Origin of the sequence: Roseobacter sp. HKCCD7870, assembly GCF_037830315.1 — a bacterium.
Lineage (GTDB): Bacteria > Pseudomonadota > Alphaproteobacteria > Rhodobacterales > Rhodobacteraceae > M30B80.
In genome coordinates this window covers 1584409-1604935 of the sequence record NZ_JBBLYO010000001.1, presented here as the reverse complement: position 1 = coordinate 1604935, position 20527 = coordinate 1584409, and the positions used below count along the sequence as shown (strand labels likewise).

The 20527-nt window shown below is 55.0% G+C and carries 20 protein-coding genes and 1 pseudogene; 10 read left to right on the top strand and 11 right to left on the bottom strand.

Annotated elements, in window-relative coordinates; genetic code table 11:
- Positions 1 to 102 precede the first annotated feature (102 nt).
- On the top strand, positions 103 to 909 hold the full coding sequence (locus tag AAC637_RS08105) for an alpha/beta hydrolase (RefSeq protein WP_340303069.1): 807 nt from the start codon (positions 103 to 105) through the stop codon (positions 907 to 909).
- Here the strand turns inward: AAC637_RS08105 and AAC637_RS08100 are convergent.
- Positions 906 to 1373 (bottom strand): MarR family winged helix-turn-helix transcriptional regulator, encoded by a 468-nt coding sequence (locus AAC637_RS08100; RefSeq protein ID WP_340303068.1) that lies wholly within the window; start codon positions 1371 to 1373, stop codon positions 906 to 908. The two genes, AAC637_RS08105 and AAC637_RS08100, sit on opposite strands and share 4 nt — an antisense overlap.
- Positions 1374 to 1633: 260 nt before the next feature.
- On the opposite strand from AAC637_RS08100, the gene AAC637_RS08095 reads away from it, so the two are divergent.
- On the top strand, positions 1634 to 2788 hold the full coding sequence (locus AAC637_RS08095; RefSeq protein ID WP_340303067.1) for a phosphoserine transaminase: 1155 nt from the start codon (positions 1634 to 1636) through the stop codon (positions 2786 to 2788).
- 78 nt (positions 2789 to 2866) lie between these two features.
- Positions 2867 to 4462 (top strand): phosphoglycerate dehydrogenase, encoded by a 1596-nt coding sequence (gene serA, locus AAC637_RS08090; protein WP_340303066.1) that lies wholly within the window; start codon positions 2867 to 2869, stop codon positions 4460 to 4462.
- A 126-nt stretch (positions 4463 to 4588) separates the two neighbouring features.
- Here serA and AAC637_RS08085 read toward each other — a convergent pair whose 3' ends face one another.
- Positions 4589 to 5611, bottom strand: coding sequence for an asparaginase (locus tag AAC637_RS08085; RefSeq protein WP_340303065.1), 1023 nt, complete (start codon positions 5609 to 5611; stop codon positions 4589 to 4591).
- A 173-nt stretch (positions 5612 to 5784) separates the two neighbouring features.
- On the opposite strand from AAC637_RS08085, the gene AAC637_RS08080 reads away from it, so the two are divergent.
- Together AAC637_RS08080 and rlmN are read left to right on the top strand one after the other, a co-directional pair.
- Entirely contained in the window at positions 5785 to 6315 is a 531-nt protein-coding gene (locus AAC637_RS08080) for an invasion associated locus B family protein (protein ID WP_340303064.1), read from the top strand.
- Positions 6316 to 6389: 74 nt separating this feature from the next.
- The gene (rlmN, locus tag AAC637_RS08075; protein ID WP_317656998.1) at positions 6390 to 7577 is read left to right on the top strand and encodes a 23S rRNA (adenine(2503)-C(2))-methyltransferase RlmN; all 1188 of its coding nucleotides are present in this window, start codon (positions 6390 to 6392) and stop codon (positions 7575 to 7577) included.
- 62 nt (positions 7578 to 7639) lie between these two features.
- Here rlmN and AAC637_RS08070 read toward each other — a convergent pair whose 3' ends face one another.
- From AAC637_RS08070 to AAC637_RS08035, 8 genes and pseudogenes are all read right to left on the bottom strand, one after another.
- Positions 7640 to 7819 (bottom strand): hypothetical protein, encoded by a 180-nt coding sequence (locus AAC637_RS08070; RefSeq protein ID WP_340303063.1) that lies wholly within the window; start codon positions 7817 to 7819, stop codon positions 7640 to 7642.
- Between the two features lie 148 nt (positions 7820 to 7967).
- Positions 7968 to 8206 (bottom strand): annotated as a pseudogene (locus AAC637_RS08065) (L,D-transpeptidase); the annotation flags it as partial.
- Positions 8207 to 8321: 115 nt separating this feature from the next.
- Positions 8322 to 8759, bottom strand: coding sequence for a L,D-transpeptidase family protein (locus tag AAC637_RS08060; protein ID WP_445322718.1), 438 nt, complete (start codon positions 8757 to 8759; stop codon positions 8322 to 8324).
- A gap of 145 nt (positions 8760 to 8904) precedes the next feature.
- Positions 8905 to 9762 carry an SDR family oxidoreductase gene (locus AAC637_RS08055; protein WP_340303061.1) on the bottom strand — a complete coding sequence of 286 codons (858 nt, stop codon included), beginning with the start codon at positions 9760 to 9762 and terminating at the stop codon, positions 8905 to 8907.
- Positions 9759 to 10793, bottom strand: a complete 1035-nt coding sequence (queG, locus tag AAC637_RS08050) for a tRNA epoxyqueuosine(34) reductase QueG (protein WP_340303060.1) — start codon at positions 10791 to 10793, stop codon at positions 9759 to 9761. The genes AAC637_RS08055 and queG overlap by 4 nt, the downstream gene beginning before the upstream one ends.
- Positions 10790 to 11461 carry an FtsZ-binding protein FzlA gene (gene fzlA / locus AAC637_RS08045; protein WP_340303059.1) on the bottom strand — a complete coding sequence of 224 codons (672 nt, stop codon included), beginning with the start codon at positions 11459 to 11461 and terminating at the stop codon, positions 10790 to 10792. The genes queG and fzlA overlap by 4 nt, the downstream gene beginning before the upstream one ends.
- Before the next feature lie 57 nt (positions 11462 to 11518).
- Positions 11519 to 12232 (bottom strand): monofunctional biosynthetic peptidoglycan transglycosylase, encoded by a 714-nt coding sequence (gene mtgA, locus AAC637_RS08040; protein ID WP_445322717.1) that lies wholly within the window; start codon positions 12230 to 12232, stop codon positions 11519 to 11521.
- Positions 12233 to 12330: 98 nt separating this feature from the next.
- Positions 12331 to 12519 carry a YgaP family membrane protein gene (locus AAC637_RS08035; RefSeq protein WP_340253266.1) on the bottom strand — a complete coding sequence of 63 codons (189 nt, stop codon included), beginning with the start codon at positions 12517 to 12519 and terminating at the stop codon, positions 12331 to 12333.
- 121 nt (positions 12520 to 12640) lie between these two features.
- On the opposite strand from AAC637_RS08035, the gene AAC637_RS08030 reads away from it, so the two are divergent.
- From AAC637_RS08030 to AAC637_RS08010, 5 genes are all read left to right on the top strand, one after another.
- Entirely contained in the window at positions 12641 to 13018 is a 378-nt protein-coding gene (locus tag AAC637_RS08030; RefSeq protein ID WP_340253263.1) for a hypothetical protein, read from the top strand.
- Complete coding sequence (gene cobO / locus AAC637_RS08025; RefSeq protein WP_340303058.1) at positions 13015 to 13635, top strand: cob(I)yrinic acid a,c-diamide adenosyltransferase; 621 nt, start codon at positions 13015 to 13017, stop codon at positions 13633 to 13635. Before AAC637_RS08030 ends, cobO begins: the two co-directional genes overlap by 4 nt.
- 6 nt (positions 13636 to 13641) lie before the next feature.
- Positions 13642 to 15090 (top strand): cobyric acid synthase, encoded by a 1449-nt coding sequence (locus AAC637_RS08020; protein WP_340303057.1) that lies wholly within the window; start codon positions 13642 to 13644, stop codon positions 15088 to 15090.
- 330 nt (positions 15091 to 15420) lie between these two features.
- Positions 15421 to 16575, top strand: coding sequence for a succinyl-diaminopimelate desuccinylase (gene dapE / locus AAC637_RS08015; RefSeq protein WP_340303056.1), 1155 nt, complete (start codon positions 15421 to 15423; stop codon positions 16573 to 16575).
- A 56-nt stretch (positions 16576 to 16631) separates the two neighbouring features.
- On the top strand, positions 16632 to 19541 hold the full coding sequence (locus tag AAC637_RS08010) for an error-prone DNA polymerase (protein ID WP_340303055.1): 2910 nt from the start codon (positions 16632 to 16634) through the stop codon (positions 19539 to 19541).
- On the opposite strand, the gene pip is transcribed toward AAC637_RS08010, so the two are convergent.
- Positions 19536 to 20525 (bottom strand): prolyl aminopeptidase, encoded by a 990-nt coding sequence (gene pip / locus AAC637_RS08005; protein WP_340303054.1) that lies wholly within the window; start codon positions 20523 to 20525, stop codon positions 19536 to 19538. The genes AAC637_RS08010 and pip overlap by 6 nt on opposite strands.
- Between the last annotated feature and the right edge of the window lie 2 nt (positions 20526 to 20527).

The following is a 20527-nucleotide window of genomic DNA, read 5'->3' as shown; positions in this document are numbered from 1 at the left end:
GCAAAAAGTCAAGGAATTGCGAATAACTCGCAACTAGAGCTTGCCCTTGCCAATTTCTTATCCTGTGCAAAAGTGAGGCGAAATCACGCAGACGAGGTGGCCATGGTTAAGATTACGGATTTCGATGATGCCTATCAAAACGGGGCCTATATCCCTGATGCAGATGGGTTCATCACACGTTGGACAGAGGCCGCAGCCAGTTTTCGCGCGGCTTATCCGCCCGTCACGCATCACTATGGGACGGGCCCGCGCCATTATTTTGATCTATTCATGCCCGATGGCGCCCCCGAAGGTCTGACTATTTTTATTCATGGTGGCTATTGGCGGCGGTTCTCGCCGCGCGAATTTAGCCATTTGGCCCGCGCCCTGCGAGACGCGGGGCAAGCGGTGGCCCTGCCGTCATACACGCTCGCACCTGAGGCGCGGATTTCTCAAATCACCGATGAAATGATGCGCGCTGTTTGCCATGCCGCGGGTTTGGTGGAGGGGCCAATCCGAATCACGGGCCATTCGGCAGGCGGGCATTTGGCCACCCGCATGATGTGCGAAGGCGTTTTGCCCGACACAGTCGCCGCTCGCGTGGTTCAGGTGATGTCAATCTCGGGCGTGCATGATTTACGCCCTCTGCTGAACACAGAGATCAACCAAGACCTGCGTTTGACCCTAGAGGAAGCCGTGCGGGAAAGCCCCGCATTGTTGCTGCCGCGAAAGACGGCGCGATTCGTTGCCGCCGTGGGGGGCGATGAGCGGCCCGAATTCATCCGTCAAATTGATCTTTTGGCGAATATTTGGCACGGCGCTGGTGTTGAAATTGAAGCGATGCATCTCGCGGGCTTGCATCATTTCGATGTGATCGAGGAATTAGAGCGGCCAGATGGGCGGCTGTTGCAGCAAATCTTGGGCGATTAGCCGCGCGCGTACAGATCAGTGACGACTGTGCGCAATTGGGCGCGTTCATCAGGGCCGAGGCGGTCTAGAAGATCGGTTTCGGCTTCTAGAGCGGCGGCTTGAAGGCGGCGGATTTCCTCATTCCCTTTTTCGGACAGGCGCACCACCAAGCGGCGGCGATCCACTGCATCGGTCGAAACATTGATCATATCGAGGTCTTCGAGGCGGCGCTGTGCGCGACTGACGCGTGCAGCATCCATCGCGGTCAAAATGCATAGATCATGCGAGGAACAGGGTTGATTCTCAGGCAAAGCCATCATGATGCGCCATTCTGGAACCTGTAAATCTGCATCCCGCATCAGGTTCTGAAATAGGGCGTTAGCGATGACAGCCATTTGAAAAGGCACAAAATCCTTGAGGCTGAACTGGCGTGTTTGTGAGAAATCTTCCACTTTGCACCCAAGGCGTGAATAAGCATCTATCACTCATCTTTAGCGCGAAATACTCCGCTGGCGCAAGGAAAACCTGTAAATTAAATCTTACATATGGTTGTCACAATTTAAAGACATTGGGTTGCTTGTTTATTTTTGCGCTCTGCATCTCCGCTCTTGGGTGTTTGCGCCGGTCATCAACTACGACTCTTTTGATGTATTTTCCGACTTGCGCGCCGTGCGACATAAGTATAGCAGCGCAGGCGGGACACCCCTCCCCAACGAGGGGCATATATCTGTGAGGGTATCACATCATGGCTTTGACCACTCCGGCAACGCGGCCGGCTAATCCGCGTTTTTCGTCTGGCCCCTGCGCCAAACCCCCCGTCTGGACATTGGATAAACTGGCTGACGCCCCTTTGGGTCGGTCGCACCGTGCTGCGATTGGCAAGGCAAAGCTTGCTGCCGCGATTGACCAGACTCGTGAAATTCTGGGCGTGCCTGCTGACTATCGCATTGGCATCGTGCCCGCTTCTGACACAGGCGCGGTTGAGATGGCCATGTGGTCGCTCTTGGGTGCGCGCCCCTGCACAATGGTAGCTTGGGAAAGCTTCGGTGCAGGGTGGGTCAGTGATGTTGTCAAACAACTGAAACTCGATGCGACTGTTCTGAACGCCGATTATGGCCAGATCGTTGACATGGGCGCGGTCGATTATGACACAGATGTTGTGTTCACATGGAACGGCACCACCTCGGGTGTAAAGATGCCCCATGGCGACATGATCCCTGCCAATCGCGCGGGCTTGACCATTTGCGATGCAACCTCGGCGGCTTTTGCGCAGGATTTGCCGTGGGACAAGCTCGATGTCACCACCTTCTCTTGGCAGAAGGTGATGGGCGGTGAAGCGGCCCATGGTATGTTGATCCTCAGCCCGCGCGCGGTTGAGCGGCTTGAAAGCTACACACCTGCATGGCCATTGCCCAAGATTTTCCGCATGACAAAAGGCGGCAAATTGATTGAGGGCATCTTTAAGGGGGAAACGATCAACACCCCGTCCATGCTCGCCGTTGAAGATTATTTGGTCGCGCTTGATTGGGCCAAATCCATCGGTGGATTGCCCGCTTTGATGGCACGGGCCAACGCGAACGCGCAGGCGATTCTCGATTTCTGCGCGTCTCGCGATTGGATTGACAATCTGGCCGAAGATCCCGCGACACGCTCGAACACCAGCGTTTGCCTGAAATTCACGGATCCGCGCATTACGGATGGCGTAGCCTTCGCCAAGGCGGTTGCAAAACGTCTTGAAGGCGAAGGTATCGCGCTCGATATTGGGGCCTACCGAGACGCGCCTGCGGGTCTGCGTATTTGGTGCGGTGCCACGGTGGAGACCGCCGATATCGAAGCCATGCTGCCATGGCTTGATTGGGCGTTTGAAACTGAAATCGCGGCGCTTTCTGCTGCGGCTTAAATTCCTTTTTCTGGCCGCAATGCGGGTGTGATCCCTGCGGCCAGACCCTTTCCCATTTCGAACATATGAGGCCCTATCATGGCTCCTAAAGTATTGATTTCCGATAAACTCTCGGATGCAGCCGTTCAGATTTTCAAAGATCGCGGCATTGATGTGACCTTTGACCCGAGCATTGGCAAAGACAAAGACAAGCTGCTTGAGGTCATCGGCCAATATGATGGTTTGGCAATTCGTTCTGCGACCAAAGTCACCGAAAAGATCATCGCGGCTGCCGATAACCTAACGGTCATTGGACGCGCAGGGATCGGCGTAGATAATGTGGATATCCCCGAAGCCTCGAAAAAAGGCATCATCGTGATGAATACGCCGTTCGGCAACTCCATCACCACCGCAGAGCACGCGGTCGCGATGATGTTTGCCGTTGCGCGCCAAATCCCTGAGGCGAATGCTTCAACCCATGCGGGCAAATGGGAGAAATCCCGCTTTATGGGGGTCGAGCTGACAGGCAAAACCTTGGGAGTTGTTGGCGCGGGCAATATTGGGGCGATCGTCTGCTCACGTGCGCTTGGCCTCAAGATGAAGGTTGTGGCCTATGACCCGTTCCTCTCTGAAGAACGCGCCACGCAAATCGGGGTCACCAAGGTAGAACTGGACGAGCTGTTGGCGCGCGCTGATTTCATCACGCTGCATGTACCCTTCACCGAGAAGACCGCGAATATCCTATCGGCTGAAAATTTGGCCAAAACCAAGAAAGGTGTGCGCATCATCAACTGCGCCCGCGGTGGTTTGGTGGATGAGGCTGCTTTGGCTGAATTGATTAAATCAGGCCATGTGGCAGGCGCCGCCTTTGACGTTTTCAAAGAAGAACCTGCAACCGAGAACCCATTGTTCAATCTTGAAAACGTGGTCGTGACCCCGCACTTGGGCGCTGCCACGACTGAGGCACAGGAAAATGTGGCGCTGCAAGTGGCCGAACAAATGGCGGATTACCTGCTGACAGGTGCCGTAACCAACGCCCTGAACATGCCCTCTGTGACAGCGGAAGAAGCGCGTGTCATGGGGCCATGGTTGAAGCTGGCCGAGCATCTGGGCAGTTTTGTTGGTCAGTTGACCGAAGATGCGATTGAGACAATCGAGATCACTTATAACGGCGTTGTGAAAGATATGAATCTCAAGGCGCTGAATTGTGGCGCGATTGCAGGTGTCATGAAGGCGACCAACCCTGATGTGAATATGGTATCCGCACCGATTATCGCCAAAGAGCGCGGGATTGAATTATCGACTGTCACACAGGATAAATCAGGCGTGTTTGATGGCTATATTCGCCTCAATGTGAAATCAGCTTCGAAAGAGCGGTCTATTGCAGGCACGGTGTTCTCGGATGGCAAGCCACGTTTCATTCAGATCAAAGGCATCAACATTGATGCTGAGATCGGTGAACATATGTTGTATACTACCAATGAGGACGTTCCTGGCATCATCGGCACATTGGGCCGCACGATGGGAGAGATGAACGTCAACATCGCCAATTTCACCTTGGGCCGTGCTTCAAAAGGGCATCAGGCGATTGCAATGCTGTATCTGGACGAACAACCCCCCGCTGCTGCGGTTGACGCACTCAAAGCGACTGGGTTGTTCCAACAGGTGCGCCCGCTTCGCTTTAGCGCACATTAATCTGCACAAGATATCTGCAAATTGCTGTCCCGCCTCCCGTCCTGGGAGGCGGGTTTTTTGGAAGTTTTTTCTGCAAATCTGAACAATCCGACGCAGACCTGTTTACCTAAAAATGTGGGCAAAGGCTCAGGATAACCGCCAATTTTTTAGGCTTGCGACAGGATGAATAAAACCTGTTTCGACATCACGGCGATTTGTGATTGGGCCATGGGTGAAGCGTTTTGCAACGGGGCTGGCTGCATCCAACACACCAGCCCCGATCAGCAATTGCGTGATCACGGCTTCTGAGGCGCGGGTGCCGCCATCTTCGATTTTAATGGCAATGCCGATTTTCTTTTCGGGAATGATTGCCACAAAAACGGCCTCGGCCCCTGTTTTCACCGCAACGCGACCCCCCATCGCCTCCATCAGGTCGGTGCAGGCGCGCCCTTCACCCGCAACCAAAATGGGGTGGGTGGCCATAGCGCGATGCAGTTTTGCCATTGCCGCCTCGCGGGCCGCGCCATCAGGGTTTGCACCTGCATAACGCGCCATCGCCCGACCAAGCCCCAAAAGGGAGCAGGCAAAATTTGGGGCAGAGCAGCCATCAATCCCATAGCCTGCGCTGGTTTCGCCTGTCACATCTTCAAAGGCTTCAAGAACCGCTTTTTGCACGGGATGATCAGCTTCAATATATTCGCTGCCGCCGCCCAAATGTTTGTTCAGCGTCAAGAATCCTGAATGTTTGCCCGAGCAATTATTATGCCCCTGATCTGGCGCACAGTCGCATTTGATCAAATCCTCTCGCGCAGCGCGATCATCGGGCATTTGTGAGCCACAGCGCAAATCTGCCTCTTGAAGGCCCAAATGATCCAACCATGCCGCGACCATATCTGTATGCACCTTTGCCCCATTATGGGAGGCACAAGACAAAGCCAGATGCGCTTGGCTCAGGCCAAAGTGATCCGCCGCACCGCTTTCAATGAGAGGTAAGGCTTGGATCATCTTGCTGCTTGAGCGGGGCAAAATAATTTTGGACGGATCGCCCCACGCCCCCAACATTGTCCCTGCATGATCCACCACAACTGCATGGCCGCGATGTTGGCTTTCGGCAAAAGGGCCGCGATGCAATTCAACGAGAATTTCCGCCGTATCATCTGGCTGGGGCATGAGCGCTTCCTTTTGATCAAGATTTTGGAGTTTCACGCGCGAAGGGCTTTCGCGGGATCGTGATTTCAGGTTATTCTGCGTCCGAGTAATGGTAAAGGCGCAATAGAAGGGATGATGGCGACATACATCTCGCGCTTGAGGCAGTAACAAGCAGATCAGGAGGCGTATCGGCAATGGCTGGTCGTAGAATAGCAGTTTTGGTGGCAGCAGCGTTGGCTTTCACGCCCGCAGCCATCGCACAAGAGACATCGGATAACCGTGTTAACGCGCAAACGGATTGGAGTGTCTTTGTCCAATCTGACCCTGCCGTGTGTTGGGTTGTGAGTGCGCCGCGCGAAACCGTCAATACCCGTGATGGAAACCCAGTTTCGGTGAACCGCGGCGAAATTTTGCTGTTTGTAAGTTTCTGGCCGAATCAAGATCGCCGGTTTGAGGTATCCTTTACCGGTGGCTATCCTTTTGCTGAAAATTCCACTGTTGAGATGGAAATTGGCGATGCGACTTATTCGCTGTTTACCCAAGGGGAGATGGCATGGGCCGCGTCCCCGCAGGATGACCAATCCATTGTGACCGCGATGAAGCGCGGCGCAGAAGCGGTTTTGACCGCTCGCTCTAGCCGCGGCACGCAGACAGAGGATACATTCTCGCTCTTGGGCTTTACCGCTGCGGTTGAGGATGCTGAAACACGCTGCCAAGGCAATTAAGCCAAACATGTTCTTTGATTTGCTTTGAGGCGGATTTGCGGCTATGTGTGCCGCCGCCTCAAAGGACAATGAAGATGACCCAAGCCAGCGCCCCAATCACGCAGGATGTTTTGACCATTCCGCGCAAACTGCCCGAAACAGGCCTGACAAATATCGTTGGCCTCAGCCGTGATGCATTGCGCGCGGCCCTAATCGCAGCAGGCACGCCCGAGAAACAGGCCAAGATGCGGGTTAATCAAATCTGGCAATGGGTCTATGTCTGGGGGGCGCGGGATTTTGACGGGATGACCAATCTTGCCAAGTCCTATCGCGCTGAATTGGCAGAAAATTTTTACATTGGCCTGCCTGAAATGGTCAGCCGCCAAATCTCAAGCGATGGCACGCGGAAATATCTGGCGCGGATTGCGGGCGGCCATGAGGTTGAGGTCGTCTATATCCCCGAAGAAGATCGCGGCACATTGTGTATTTCAAGCCAAGTTGGCTGCACCCTGACATGTTCTTTCTGTCACACTGGCACTCAGAAACTGGTGCGCAATCTGACGGCGGCGGAGATTGTTGGGCAGATCATGATGGCGCGCGATGATTTGGATGATTGGCCGCGTCCAGGCGAGGCCTATGGCGAGCGGCCTCGTTTGATCTCAAATATCGTGCTAATGGGCATGGGTGAGCCGCTCTATAATTTTGATGCGGTGCGCGATGCGATGAAAATCGCAATGGACGGCGAAGGGATCAGCCTCAGCCGCCGCCGTATTACCCTTTCGACCAGTGGCGTTGTGCCAGAAATTGCACGCTGTGCCGAGGAAATCGGTTGTATGTTGGCCATCAGCTTTCATGCCACGACAGACGAGGTGCGCGATCGTCTCGTTCCGATCAACAAAAAATGGCCTATCGCGGAGTTGCTTGAGGCCTTGCGGCAATATCCAAAGGCCTCAAATTCTGAGCGGATTACCTTTGAATATGTGATGCTTAAGGATGTGAATGACAGTGACGAAGATGCGCATCGGTTGATCAAGCTGATCAAAGGCATCCCCGCGAAGATCAATTTGATCCCGTTCAACGAATGGCCTGGCGCACCTTATCAGCGGTCAGATTGGGCGCGGATCAAGCGGTTTGCAGATATTATTTACAAGGCGGGTTATGCCAGCCCCATTCGCACGCCCCGTGGTGAAGACATCATGGCGGCCTGTGGTCAGTTGAAATCTGCGACTGAACGCGCGCGCAAATCACGCGCTGAAATTGCCGCCGAGATTGGTGAAGCCTAAGGCATAAAAAAGACGGCTCCCTGACCAGGAAGCCGTCCTTTGTTCTGCAACCGAAGGCTAAATTAGTTTGAAGCTGCTGCTGCAAGCAAAATCAGAGCAAGAACTGGAACGAGAACGCCACCAGCAGAAGACGAAGTGTCGCTTGCGATAGTTGCGGGCTCCATTGCTGGAGCAGGGGTGCCACCAGCGAAAGCGCCAGTTGCGGCAACCGAGAGAACGGCGGCGAGTGCGAGTTTCTTCATTGTATCCTCCAAGATACGCTAAAATGCGCATTATTGCGTGTTATACGGGCACCCAAGGCTGTACCTGTTAATTATCTCTGTATTCAGGATTGCACGCAAAATGCAATGGAATCCGCATCAGTTCGTCTTTGCGATTTTTGTGGTGTCGTCAAATTAGCAACACTTGCGTGCCAATGCGCGCCAAATTGTAAAGTTCTGCAATATGTTCGTTATAAAGCCCAATTAATCCGTTTGACGACCGCCGACCGATCTTGCGCGTGTCGTGCGTTCCTAACGGGTTATCTGGGCCAGGGGCACATAACCGAGCCATTCAGGGTGGTATTCCTTCATGGCGGGGGTTTGGCTCCAATCGGGGCCTTTTACGCGGTCAATCTTCTGTGTGCCTCCGCCCACGCCCCTGCGCCGGGGCTTGATAGTGGATTGACTGCAGCCGCATCGATCCATGCTCGCGAAATGTCTGTGTAAAATCGACCACGGCATTTTGGCCTCCGTGGGTGACGGATCACGGATAGATGTCAATCGGTGTGCGTAGGTTCACCATTGAGTAAATCTCACGCATTTCGGCGTTTGACACGGCAATACACCCCGCAGTCCAATCATTGCGAAACATCACTCTCGCCGGTGTTCCGTGGATGAAAATATCGCCCCCGGGTGATCGGCTGTGCGAGCGCGCGAAGGCGCGGTCTTGGGCGTTGGGATAACTTAGTCCGATCGACAGGTAAAAGACCGAATTGGGATTTCGGCGGTCGATGTAATATCGTCCTTCTGGCGTGCGACCATCGCCTTCGAATTGCTTATGCCCTTCGGGTGCATAGCCCAGTTCTACATCATAGCTGCGCAGTACTTGGTCATTATGCAACAGCATCAATTCGCGCTCAGTTTTGTTGAGGACAATGCGCGTTACTTCAGGGCCTGTATAAGTCGGAATTGACTTTGACACGCACCCGCTCAGGGCAGTGGCAAAGACAAACACGATAAAACCGCGGAGTATACTCATGACGGGCCTGAAATATGGAATGCTGCTCTTGTGCCTGCGCATACTTGAATTTGGGCATTCGCAAAACTGAAATTTTGCGCGCTAAAGATTACCCGCCCGTCGCAAGAATGGCCTTTAGCCCTGATTTATAGTCGGGATAGAGCCATGACAGGCCAAGATCAGCCTTCACATGGTTATTCTTGACCCGCTTATTTTCCGAATAAAAACTGGCTGCCATCGGCCCCAAATCGGCTTGTTCAAAAGCGATTGCAGGTGGAATTGGCAGGCCCAGTAATTGGGCCCCATAGGCAATCACATCTTCGGGAGGGGCGGGCATGTCATCGCATATATTGTAAATAGCCCCACGTTTTTGCGCCGTCATTGAGGCCTCTAGCGCCATCGCGATATCCTCAACATGGATCCGTGAAAACACTTGTCCCTCTTTGATAATGCGCCGCGCTGTCCCGTTTCGCAGTTTTTCAAACGGGCCACGATGGGGGCCGTAAATTCCTGCAAGACGGAAAATATGTAACGGCGCCTTGGTTTGGCGGCAAACGGCGGCCCATTCGCTTTCCGCCGCAACGCGGGCGCGTCCGCGATCCGTGTTGGGGGTGAGCGGGCTGGTTTCATCCACCCACGCCCCCGCGTGATCGCCATAAACGCCCGTGGTCGACAGATACCCAATCCATGCTTTTTCATCCAAGCAAGGTGCAAGCGCCCCGCCCCATGCGCCCAAAACAGGATCGCGCCCGCCCTCAGGGGCAATTGATGATAGAATATGAGTGGCGCGCCCGATATCGCACGAGAGATCATCGCGCCCCCAAACCCGCGCAGATAACCCCCGCGCGCGCAGTGCCTCGGCCTTTTTGGGGTCGCGGGTCGTGGCGATAATCTCCCAGCCTTGTGGCAGCAATCGCTGTTCAAGCGCGCTTGCGCTATAGCCGTGGCCAAAAGACAAGAGGATCATTGTCGTTGCTCCAAAGCCCATTTGGCGGCATCCGATACGGCCGCGTCAGGATCATTCACCAAACTGCGCGCCATTTCAATTAAGCCTGCATCGCCGCTATTGCCAATTGCATAAAGCACATTGCGCACAAACCGACCCCGCCCAATGCGCTTTATCGGTGATCCTGAAAACCTATCGCGGAACCCTTGATCATCAAGCTGCACCAACTCCGCTAAATTGGGCGCGCGCAGATCATCGCGCGGGGCATAGCGCATCTCAGTCGCTGTTTGAGCAAATTTATTCCACGGGCAAACGGCCAGACAATCATCGCAGCCATAAATGCGATTTCCCAAAGCTGACCTCAGGTCAGGATTAATCGGGCCTTTATGTTCGATTGTGAGGTAAGAAATGCAGCGCCGCGCATCCAATTGGTAGGGCGCGGGAAAGGCTTTTGTTGGGCAAATATCAAGGCAGGCTGTGCAAGTTCCGCAATGGCTGACGTTTGGGCTGTCTGGTTCGAGAGGGACCGTTGTGAAAATCGCACCCAAGAAAAAGAAATTGCCCAAATCCCGCGCCAAGAGATTGGTATGTTTGCCCTGCCACCCCAGCCCTGCGGCCTGCGCAAGGGGTTTCTCCATCACGGGGGCCGTATCGACAAATACCTTGATCTGATGGTCTTCGCCTGCTTGTTCCAGCAACCACCGCCCGAGGCGTTTGAGCCGTTTCTTGACGACATCATGATAGTCTTTGTTTTGCGCATAGACCGAAATCGCAGCGCGGGATTTCTCTTGCAAAATCGCAAGCGGGTCATGGTTTGGCGTGTATAGATCAGCCAACATGATCACCGATTTCGCTTCGGGCCAAAGCGCGCTTGGATCAGAACGCCACGCAATGCGATCCGCCAACCATCCCATTTGGCCATGATGCCCTGCCGCCACAAACGCCTGCAACCGCGCCCCTGCTTCAGCGATATCTGTGGGTCGACAAACACCAATTTTGGCAAAACCTATGGCTTTGGCCTCGGTCGTGAGGGTCTGCTTCAGCGCGCTCAAAAGTCCAAATTCGCGTAATGGGGCGGCTGCGGGAAACCCGAAATTTGATCCGCCAAAATGGAACGAAATGCAGGACGCGATTTAACCTTTGCATACCAGTCTTTGACGATCTCAGATCGGTTCCAATCTACATCTGAGATGTAATCAAGACAGGATAGGTGCGCCGCTGCGGTGAAATCGGCCAAGGTCATGCGATCCCCCGCCAACCAACGGCGATGATCTAGCAGCCATGCCATGTAATCTAGATGGAATTTGATCTGGTTTGCGCCAGTTTTGACGGCCCGCCCATCAGGGTATCCCGCGCGCATCAGCTTTTTGTTCACGCGTTCATAGACGAGGTTCTTGGTCACATCATGGTGGAATTTATCATCAAACCAGAAACACAGGCGGCGCACTTCGGCGCGGGCTTTGATGTCTTCTGGGATCAGTTCTGGCTCAGGGTGTTTTTCCTCGAGATATTCGCAAATGGCTTGGCTTTCACTCAGGAAGACGCCGTCAATCTTGAGAACGGGCACCTTACCTGCAGGGTTGCGGCGCAGGTGATCTGGCGAGCCTTCCCAATAGCGTTCTTCCACCAACTCAACTTCGATTTTTTTCTCCGCCAGAACCAAACGCACTTTGCGGCAAAAGGGCGATAGGGCGAAGTGGTAGAGGCGCGGCGTGTTCATTTGGGTTTTGCTCTAACTCATTGGTTGCGAACGTTTTGCCCTGTCTGGGTGGGGAATTCAATTCGCAAAGCAATCATCACGTCCATCATTGGCGATGGTCGCCGCCCCATCGGCAATGCTCGCCGCGCGCTCCAACAGCCATGGGGAGGGGTTTGCAGCAGATCGATCCTTTGGCGCTGGCAGCACCGCTGCGAGGCGCGCGGCTTGTGCCAATGTCAAATCAGCGGCACTCACCCCAAAATAATGCTGTGCGGCAGCCTCTGCCCCGAAAATGCCCACATCAAATTCCGCGATATTGAGATAGACCTCTAATACCCGCGATTTTGGCCAGATCAGCTCGACCACAGGGGTCAGTGCCGCTTCAAGCGCCTTGCGCTCCCAATTTCGGCCATGCCACAAAAACGCATTTTTCACAGTTTGTTGGCTGAGCGTGGATGCGCCGCGCTGTGCGCCATCTGAAATTGCGTCACGAATTGCGCTCATGTCGAAGCCCCAATGAGCACAGAAATTTGCATCCTCTGCCGCGACCACGGCCCGTTGTAAATTTGGGGAAATCTCTTCCAGCGGGCGCCATGTCTGGTCGATTGTGCCGATACGCCGCGCTTCGCTGACCATATAGGCCGTGGTTGGCACGGGAAGAAAGCGATAGGCAATGATCCACAGCAGCACTAGGGCGACCGCCGAAAACCCCACATGCCACAAAACGCGACCCACGCGCCGCGTCAGGCCACGGTCCTCGAGGGATTTTTTATCTTTGCGTTTGCGGGCCAACCTGCTTGCTCTGCCAATTTATCTGGTTTTTGACAAACTACGCGGATCAGCCCGTAAGGTAAAACAGTTTTACCTTGTCCCGTCTGGCAGAAAACGCCCTAGCAGGCTTTGCAGGTCTTGATGCCAAAGATCGTATAAAGAGGGCAATTGCCCACCAAGCCCGTCAAAAGAGGCACCAGACCCACCCAACCCCAAGCGGTTTGCGGGCCAACAAATACAATGGCAATAAGAGCCACGCCTAAGATCACGCGAAGTGCGCGGTCGATCATCCCAGCATTGCGAGTCATATCTAAACTCCTTTCTCTAGCCGATGAGAGATCATCGCATACTGGCCCCTGATGGTCTGTGACCATGTCACATGTGCTGGTTTGCTTGACTTGTGCTGTGAAATCAGGCCATGCCGCAGCCATGAGCAAAGAGAATACACCAAAACCAAGCAAAGATGCCGCTGCCAAGCCTAAGCGCGCGCAGGATGTTTATACGCTTGTTGTTGAACTGGGTCGCCGCGAGAGGGATGGCCTGCCTGCCAGCGCAACGGGGGCGGGGCTGTTGTGCTATGCGTCAGGCGTGGACGAGGCCGAAGCGGTGCGCGAGACGGTGGCAGTGCTGAAAACGGCGGATATGAACCCGCTTGAGGTCACGGGCTATGGCACCTTGACCGAACGTGAGGCGCAGGGGCTTGAGATTGATGAAGAAGAACGCGCTTTGATGATGCGGGCTTTGGAAGAAAACTCGGTCATAGTCGCGCAGATGACACCCTATTTTGCCGAGGATGATGAGACATGAGAGAGGAAGACCTTAACGCGCGTCACAAGACAAAGATGCAGAAGATTAAGGCCGCGCGCGATCGTATGATGGCGGAGAAAAAGCGCGAGAAGAAAGGTCTGGTGATTGTCCATACAGGCAATGGCAAGGGCAAAAGCTCGTCTGCTTTTGGGATGATTATGCGCTGCATCGCCCATGGGATGCCTTGCGGTGTCGTGCAATTCATCAAAGGCACATGGGTGACAGGCGAAAAGGAATTCTTGCGCAAACATTTCGCGAATGAATGCAAGTTTGTTGTGTCGGGCGAAGGATTTACGTGGGACACCCAAGACCGCGAGCGCGATATTGCAGCGGCGCGTGCGGGTTGGGAAGAAGCCAAAGCGATGATCAAAGACCCCAATATGTCATTGGTTGTTCTAGACGAGATCAATATCGCTCTGCGCTATGACTATCTTCCGATCCTAGAGGTGGTGGAGTTTTTGGTCACAGAGAAGCCAGAAATGACCCATGTTGTGTTGACGGGTCGCAATGCCAAGCCCGAATTGATTGAGATTGCCGATCTTGTGACCGAGATGACCGAGGTCAAGCATCCATTCCGTGAGAAAGGCATTGTTGCGCAAAAAGGCGTGGAGTTCTAAGGTCTTATGCCCGCTGTCATGATCCAAGGCACAGGGTCGAATGTGGGCAAATCATTGCTTGTTGCGGGGCTGTGCCGTGCTGCGCGCAAGCGCGGGATCAATGTTGCGCCGTTTAAGCCACAAAATATGTCGAACAATGCGGCTGTCTGCTCTGAAGGGGGCGAGATTGGTCGCGCACAGGCGGTGCAGGCTGAGGCCGCAGGTCTTGCGCCTCATGTTGATATGAACCCTGTTCTAATCAAACCCGAAAGCAGCACAGGCGCGCAGATTGTGGTGCAAGGCGCGCGTCTGACCCGCGCCGAGGCGCAGGATTACCAAGGGTTGAAACCGCGCCTCTTGGCGGCCGTGCAAGACAGTTTTGCGCGGCTGTCTGCTCAGTATGATCTTGTGATTGTCGAAGGGGCAGGCAGCGCAGCCGAGGTCAATTTGCGCAAAGGTGATATTGCCAATATGGGCTTTGCCTGTGGTGAAAATATCCCCGTGATCCTCGCAGGCGATATTGATCGTGGTGGGGTGATTGCACAGATCGTTGGAACGAAAGCCGTATTGGATGACCAAGATCGCGCTCAAATTGCGGGGTTCTTGATCAACCGCTTTCGGGGTGACCCACGCCTCTTTGATGACGGGTATCGCTATATTGCCGAGCAAACAGGATGGCGTGGGTTTGGAGTGGTGCCTTGGTTTGGGGATGCTTGGAAATTGCCCGCCGAGGATGGCGTAGATCTGGGCAAAACCCCGACCCATGATGGCGCGTTTCATGTTGCGGCCCTCGCATTTCCACGGATTTCAAATTTCGATGATCTTGATCCGATTGCCCAAGACCCCAAGCTGCGCCTTACTTGGGTTGAAGCGGGGCGTGTGATTCCAGCGGATGCTGATTTGGTCATCCTGCCCGGATCAAAAAGCACGCGGGCCGATTTGGAATTTTTGCGCACGCAGGGTTGGGATGTGGATCTGGCCGCACATCGGCGGCGCGGCGGCGCAATCTTGGGTCTATGTGGCGGCTATCAAATGCTTGGCCGCAGGATCAGCGATCCTGACGGGCTTGATGGCGCGGTTGGGGTGACAGAGGGCTTAGGTCTGTTAGAGATTGAAACCCTGATGCGCCCCCAAAAGCGTCTGGCGCTCAGCGCGGTGCGCCATGTTCCAACGGGGGCCGCCGTTTCGGGCTATGAAATCCATATGGGCGAAACCTCAGGCCCTGATTGCACCCGTCCCTTTGCTGCTTTGGCCGGCCACAAGGATGGCGCGATAAGTGCCGATGGGCGGGTGATGGGCAGTTACCTACACGGACTTTTCCAAGAGGATGGGTTCCGCACCGCGTTCTTCGCGGGTCTTGGTGCCGAGATTAGCACGGGCGGCTATCGGGCGCAGATTGGTGCAGTCTTGGATGATTTGTCACAGCATCTGGAGACGCATTTGGATGTTGATGCCATTTTTGATCTGGCCCGCTAAGCCATCATCGCCCGTGCCTCATAGCTGCGCCGCGGCATCCGCATCAATTCCCCATAACCCGCGCCAAGGCATGGTAAATTCAGGCAAATCAGGCGCCCTTAAGCACCTTCATGTTCGTCTGATTTACAGCGGATTTTCCGCTCGGCCTGCCTCGGCTTATTGTTATTGGTATGATGCTATCATAAAATTATCTCTATTGTTAATATATTTATGCAATGTACCCTGTAATTCTTCTGCATATAGTGGTTTGACCAAGATATCGGTTTTCTGTTTGTCTCTTGGCCAAGGGGCGCGTAACCCTAGCGCCTGACGCCTTTGGAGAAATCGGATATGGCCGACACCCGCCTTGATCCCGTTATATTGACCGCAGATTTGCTGCGTTGCCCTTCTGTCACCCCAGAGGAGGGCGGCGCATTGGTGCTGTTGCAAACTGTGTTAGAGGCGGCAGGGTTTGAGTGCCACCGCGTAGATCGAAATGGCACAGCAAACCTTTTTGCGCGCTTTGGGCCCAAAGGGCATGCGCGCAGTTTTGGCTTTAACGGACATACCGATGTTGTTCCAATTGGGGCTGAAGCGGATTGGAGCCACCCGCCCTTTGACGCGGTGCGCGAGGGGGATTGGCTTTATGGGCGTGGCGCGACCGATATGAAATCGGGCGTTGCGGCCTTTGTCGCGGCTGCGGTCGATATGGTGCAAACCGCCCCGCCTGATGGCGCGATTATTCTGGCCATTACGGGCGATGAGGAAGGCCCCGCCACGGATGGAACAGTGGCGCTTTTGGAGTGGATGGAGGCTCAAGGCGAAGCGATGTCGGTTTGCCTTGTGGGCGAGCCGACCTGCCCAGAAACCTTGGGCGATATGATCAAAATCGGGCGGCGCGGGTCAATCAATGCGCAGATTACAGTGGCGGGCAAGCAAGGCCATGTCGCCTATCCGCATAAGGCGCAAAATCCAATGCCTGCCATGGCCGCGCTTGCGGATCGTCTGTCGCGCCATGTTCTGGATGAGGGGACAGCGCATTTTGACCCGTCCAACCTACAAATTACTGCGATTGAGACAGGGAACCCCGCCAGCAATGTGATCCCTGCGCGCAGTGAAATGCGGCTTAACATTCGTTTTAATGATTTGCATTCAGGCGCATCCTTGGACGCATGGTTGCAACGTGAATGCGCCAAAGTTGCGGCTGTGCATGGCGTTCAGATTGCCTGCGAAACCCGTATTTCGGGCGAGGCGTTTTTGACCGCGCCTGGTGCGTTCTCTGACCTGATCGCGGCGGCAGTGGCGCAGCACACTGGACTACAGCCTATTTTGTCGACCACAGGCGGCACATCGGATGCCCGATTTGTGCAGCGCCATTGCCCTGTGGTGGAATTTGGTCTTGTCGGCCATCGGATGCATGAGGTTGATGAGCGGGTATCTTGCCAAGATATCCAAGGCCTAACCGTGATCTATTCCGACATTTTGCGCCGCTATTTCGAAGGCTAAGGCTGGCCTCAAAAATCTCTCTCGAAAAAAGAACAAAACGTGAATATCTTTGCGGTATGGGATTCGCAGAGCTTGCCGCATTGTCCAATTTTTCTTTTCTTCGGGGTGGATCGCATCCTGAAGAATATGCTGTGCGCGCAGCGGATTTGGGGCTTCATGCTTTGGCGATTGCCGATGTGAATTCGGTTTCGGGCATCGTACGGGCGCATAGCGAATTGCGCCGTATCGCGCGTGAGATTGTGGCGCGGCGCGCGGCGGATGCTGATTTGCACGGGCCACCGCGCCCCGCCCATATTCCCCCCGCCCCGCGCGCACCAATTTTCACCTGTCCGCGGCTTTTGCCTGCCGCGCGATTGGTTTTCCCTGATGGGCTAGAGATGATTGCCCTCGCCCGCACGCGGGAAGGTTGGGGAGATCTGTGCCGTATTCTGTCCAAGGGCCAATTGCGCGCAGAAAAAGGTCAGTGCTTGCTTGATCTAGAGGATTTGCTGTCGCATGCAGCAGGGTTGGAATTGCTTGTGCTCAGTGATCGAAACGCCCATTTCCCACCGCATCATGCAGGGGCTTGGCATAATGCGCTGCCCCAATTGGCGGCGCGGTTCGCGGGGCATATTTGGCTTGCCCTTACCCCCTATTATGACGGGCAGGACGCGTTACGTTTTGCCGCGATTGCACGGCGGGCAGAGGACTTGTCCCTGCCGCTTGTGGCCTCTGGCGCGCCGATGATGCATCACGCCCGCCGCCGCCGTTTGGTGGATGTCCTCAGCGCCATTCGCAAAGGCATTCGTTTGGTTGATCTCGGACGTCATGCGCAGGTCAATGCCGAACAGCGGTTGCGCAGCCTGTCGCAGATGCGCCGCTTGTTTCACGATTATCCCCGCGCTCTTGCGGCAACGCGCTTGATCGCGCGGCGCTGCCAGTTTCAACTGGATCAATTGCGCTATGAATACCCATCCGAGATTTCTGATGGCGAAACCCCACAGTCCCGCCTTGAGAGATTGGCTTGGAAGGGGCTTGCATGGCGCTATCCAAGGGGCATCCCTGAGCGTGCGCAGACCCTCATGACCCATGAATTGGCGCTGATCGACAAGCTTGGTTATGCGCCCTATTTTTTGACAGTGCATGATATTGTCGCTTTCGCGCGCGGGCGTGGGGTTTTGTGCCAAGGGCGCGGGTCTGCGGCTAATTCCATCACTTGTTATGCTTTGGGCGTGACCTCTGTCTCTCCTGAAATTGGCACGATGGTGTTTGAGCGATTTGTCTCAGAGGCTCGTGATGAGCCACCCGATATTGATGTTGATTTCGAGCATGAACGCCGCGAGGAGGTGATCCAATGGATCTACACCCGCTATGGTCGTCACCGTGCAGGGATTTGCGCCACAGTGATCCATTATCGCGGCAAGCGTGCCATTCGTGAAGTTGGCCGTGCGATGGGTTTGAGCGAAGATATCCTATCCGCGCTTTCAAGCCAGATTTGGGGATCATGGGGGTCAGGTGAATTGCAGGATGCCCGACTGCGCGAAATTGGTCTTGATCCTGATAACCCGCATTTGCGCTTGGTGATGGATTTGGTGGGCCAGATTATCGGCTTCCCCCGCCATCTCAGCCAGCATGTGGGGGGCTTTGTGATTACCGAAGGGCGGCTTGATGCGCTTGTGCCCATAGAAAATGCCACGATGGAGGATCGCACCATCATCGCATGGGATAAGGATGATATTGACGCCTTGGGCATTTTGAAGGTCGATGTTTTGGCCTTGGGAATGCTCAGTTGTTTGCGCAAATCCTTTGATCTTTTGCGGGGTCATTATGGACGGGATTTTGATCTGGCCACCCTGCCCGCTGAGGATGGCCGCGTCTATGATATGCTGTGCAAAGCAGACAGTCTGGGTGTGTTTCAGGTGGAATCGCGCGCGCAGATGAATTTTTTGCCGCGTATGCGCCCACGTTCTTTCTATGATCTGGTGATCCAAGTGGCGATCATCCGACCTGGGCCTATTCAGGGCGATATGGTGCATCCCTTCATTCGCCGCCGCAATGGGGAGGAGGCGGTGGAGTTTCCCTCTGATGCGTTGGGCGCTGTGTTGCGCAAGACCTTGGGCGTGCCCTTGTTTCAAGAACAGGCAATGCAAATCGCAATTGTCGGGGCCAGTTTCACCCCGACCGAGGCCGATGCGCTGCGCCGTGCCTTGGCCACGTTCAAGAAAAAGGGTCATGTCTCGGAATTTCGGGCGCGGTTTTTGCGAGGCATGCAGAATAACGGCTATGACCCCGATTTCGCCGCGCGCTGTTTTGCGCAGATCGAAGGGTTCGGCGCCTATGGTTTCCCTGAAAGCCATGCCGCAAGTTTCGCGCTTTTGGTTTATGCCAGCGCATGGATCAAATGCCATTACCCTGCCGTTTTTGCCTGTGCTTTGCTGAACAGCCAGCCGATGGGGTTCTATTCGCCTGCACAGATTGTGCGTGATGCGCAGGCGCATGGGGTGGAGGTGCGACCTGCCTGCGTCAATCTCAGCGCATGGGATCACACGCTCGAACCAGATGGGATGGGCGTGCTTGCACTAAGATTGGGGCTGCGGCAGATCAGAAGCCTGTCCGAGGAGGACGCGCATTGGGTCATTGCCGCGCGTGGCAATGGCTATCTCAGTCCGCGTGATTTATGGCGTCGTGCGGGTCTGTCGCAAAAACCTTTGCGGGCCTTGGCCGAGGCAGATGCTTTTGCCGCGCTTGGGTTTGATCGCCGCGCAGCACTTTGGGAATTGCGCGGGCTTGGCCCTGCACAAGATTTGCCGCTTTTTGCCCGTGACCTTGAGGGCGAGGCGCATAACGAGGCCGCGCCAAATTTGCCACAGATAACCGAAGGTGAAGCCGTGATCGAAGACTACGCGAGCCTGCGGTTGACGTTGAAACGTCATCCCGTTGCGTTTTTGCGTGGAAAACTGAGCCCAAATTGGGTGGCGCGCTTATAGGCCGAATTTTGTGGCGTGCTCGCCCACAGATTTCATCACCCGCACCAGTTCTTGGCTGATACCAGGCTCGGACAGGGCATGGCCCGCCGCCTTAACCATCTGCAAGCGACCCGAAGGCCAGCGCGCGGAAAGGCTATAGGCGGATTGGGGCGGACAAATCATGTCATAGCGCCCTTGCACGATCACACCGTGAATATGGGCGATACGATGCATATTCTTTAAAATCTGTCCATCTTCTTCGAGAAAGCCGCGATTGACGAAATAATGGTTCTCAAGCCGCGCGAAGGCACGGGCGTAATCGGCGGGGCAATCGCCCCCTTGGCCATCGCTTTCGATAGAGGCCAATGCGTTTTCCCATGCGGCCCAAGCCCGCGCATAACGGGTTTCGACCATCATATCGCCTGAGAAAAGGCGGCGGTTATAGGCGGCAATTAAATCGCCACGCTCATCTTCGGGGATCAGCGAGACGAAGCGCTGCCATTGTTCTGGCCAGAATTGCCCCGCGCCGCCGCCATAAAACCAATCCAACTCGCGTTGCATCGACAAAAATACACCGCGCAGGGCCAAATAGGCCACGGATTGCGGATGGGTTTGCGCGTAGATCAAGGCAAGGGTCGCACCCCAAGAGCCGCCAAATACGGCCCATTTTTCAATGCCAAGCGTGTTGCGGATGCGCTCAATATCTTCGACCAGATGCCATGTGCTGTTGCCCCGAATAGCCGCATGGGGCCGCGAGCGGCCACAGCCGCGCTGGTCAAACAGGATAATGCGCCAGACCGAAGGGTCAAAATAGCGTCGCATAGCAGGGCTGCACCCGCCGCCTGGGCCCCCATGCAACACCAAAACGGCAGGGCCGTTTGGGTTTCCGCATTGCTCCATATAAATCTGGTGACCTTCGCCAACATCCAACATTCGCTGATCGAACGGGTCGATCGGCGGAAAGAGATGCTGCACTGCGCGCTTTTGGCCCGTGAACTTATCCATAA

Bases quoted from the DNA above. Each gene is read 5' to 3' on its own strand.
- AAC637_RS08055 (WP_340303061.1), bottom strand. From the start codon at position 9,762: ATGATCCTCTTGTCTTTTGGCCACGGCTATAGCGCAAGCGCGCTTGAA.
- serA (WP_340303066.1), top strand. From the start codon at position 2,867: ATGGCTCCTAAAGTATTGATTTCCGATAAACTCTCGGATGCAGCCGTT.
- AAC637_RS08020 (WP_340303057.1), top strand. From the start codon at position 13,642: ATGCCCGCTGTCATGATCCAAGGCACAGGGTCGAATGTGGGCAAATCA.
- AAC637_RS08080 (WP_340303064.1), top strand. From the start codon at position 5,785: ATGGCTGGTCGTAGAATAGCAGTTTTGGTGGCAGCAGCGTTGGCTTTC.
- AAC637_RS08105 (WP_340303069.1), top strand. From the start codon at position 103: ATGGTTAAGATTACGGATTTCGATGATGCCTATCAAAACGGGGCCTAT.
- AAC637_RS08070 (WP_340303063.1), bottom strand. From the start codon at position 7,819: ATGAAGAAACTCGCACTCGCCGCCGTTCTCTCGGTTGCCGCAACTGGC.
- AAC637_RS08030 (WP_340253263.1), top strand. From the start codon at position 12,641: ATGAGCAAAGAGAATACACCAAAACCAAGCAAAGATGCCGCTGCCAAG.
- pip (WP_340303054.1), bottom strand. From the start codon at position 20,525: ATGGATAAGTTCACGGGCCAAAAGCGCGCAGTGCAGCATCTCTTTCCG.
- AAC637_RS08035 (WP_340253266.1), bottom strand. From the start codon at position 12,519: ATGACTCGCAATGCTGGGATGATCGACCGCGCACTTCGCGTGATCTTA.
- cobO (WP_340303058.1), top strand. From the start codon at position 13,015: ATGAGAGAGGAAGACCTTAACGCGCGTCACAAGACAAAGATGCAGAAG.
- AAC637_RS08095 (WP_340303067.1), top strand. From the start codon at position 1,634: ATGGCTTTGACCACTCCGGCAACGCGGCCGGCTAATCCGCGTTTTTCG.
- AAC637_RS08010 (WP_340303055.1), top strand. From the start codon at position 16,632: ATGGGATTCGCAGAGCTTGCCGCATTGTCCAATTTTTCTTTTCTTCGG.
- dapE (WP_340303056.1), top strand. From the start codon at position 15,421: ATGGCCGACACCCGCCTTGATCCCGTTATATTGACCGCAGATTTGCTG.
- fzlA (WP_340303059.1), bottom strand. From the start codon at position 11,461: ATGAACACGCCGCGCCTCTACCACTTCGCCCTATCGCCCTTTTGCCGC.
- rlmN (WP_317656998.1), top strand. From the start codon at position 6,390: ATGACCCAAGCCAGCGCCCCAATCACGCAGGATGTTTTGACCATTCCG.
- AAC637_RS08085 (WP_340303065.1), bottom strand. From the start codon at position 5,611: ATGCCCCAGCCAGATGATACGGCGGAAATTCTCGTTGAATTGCATCGC.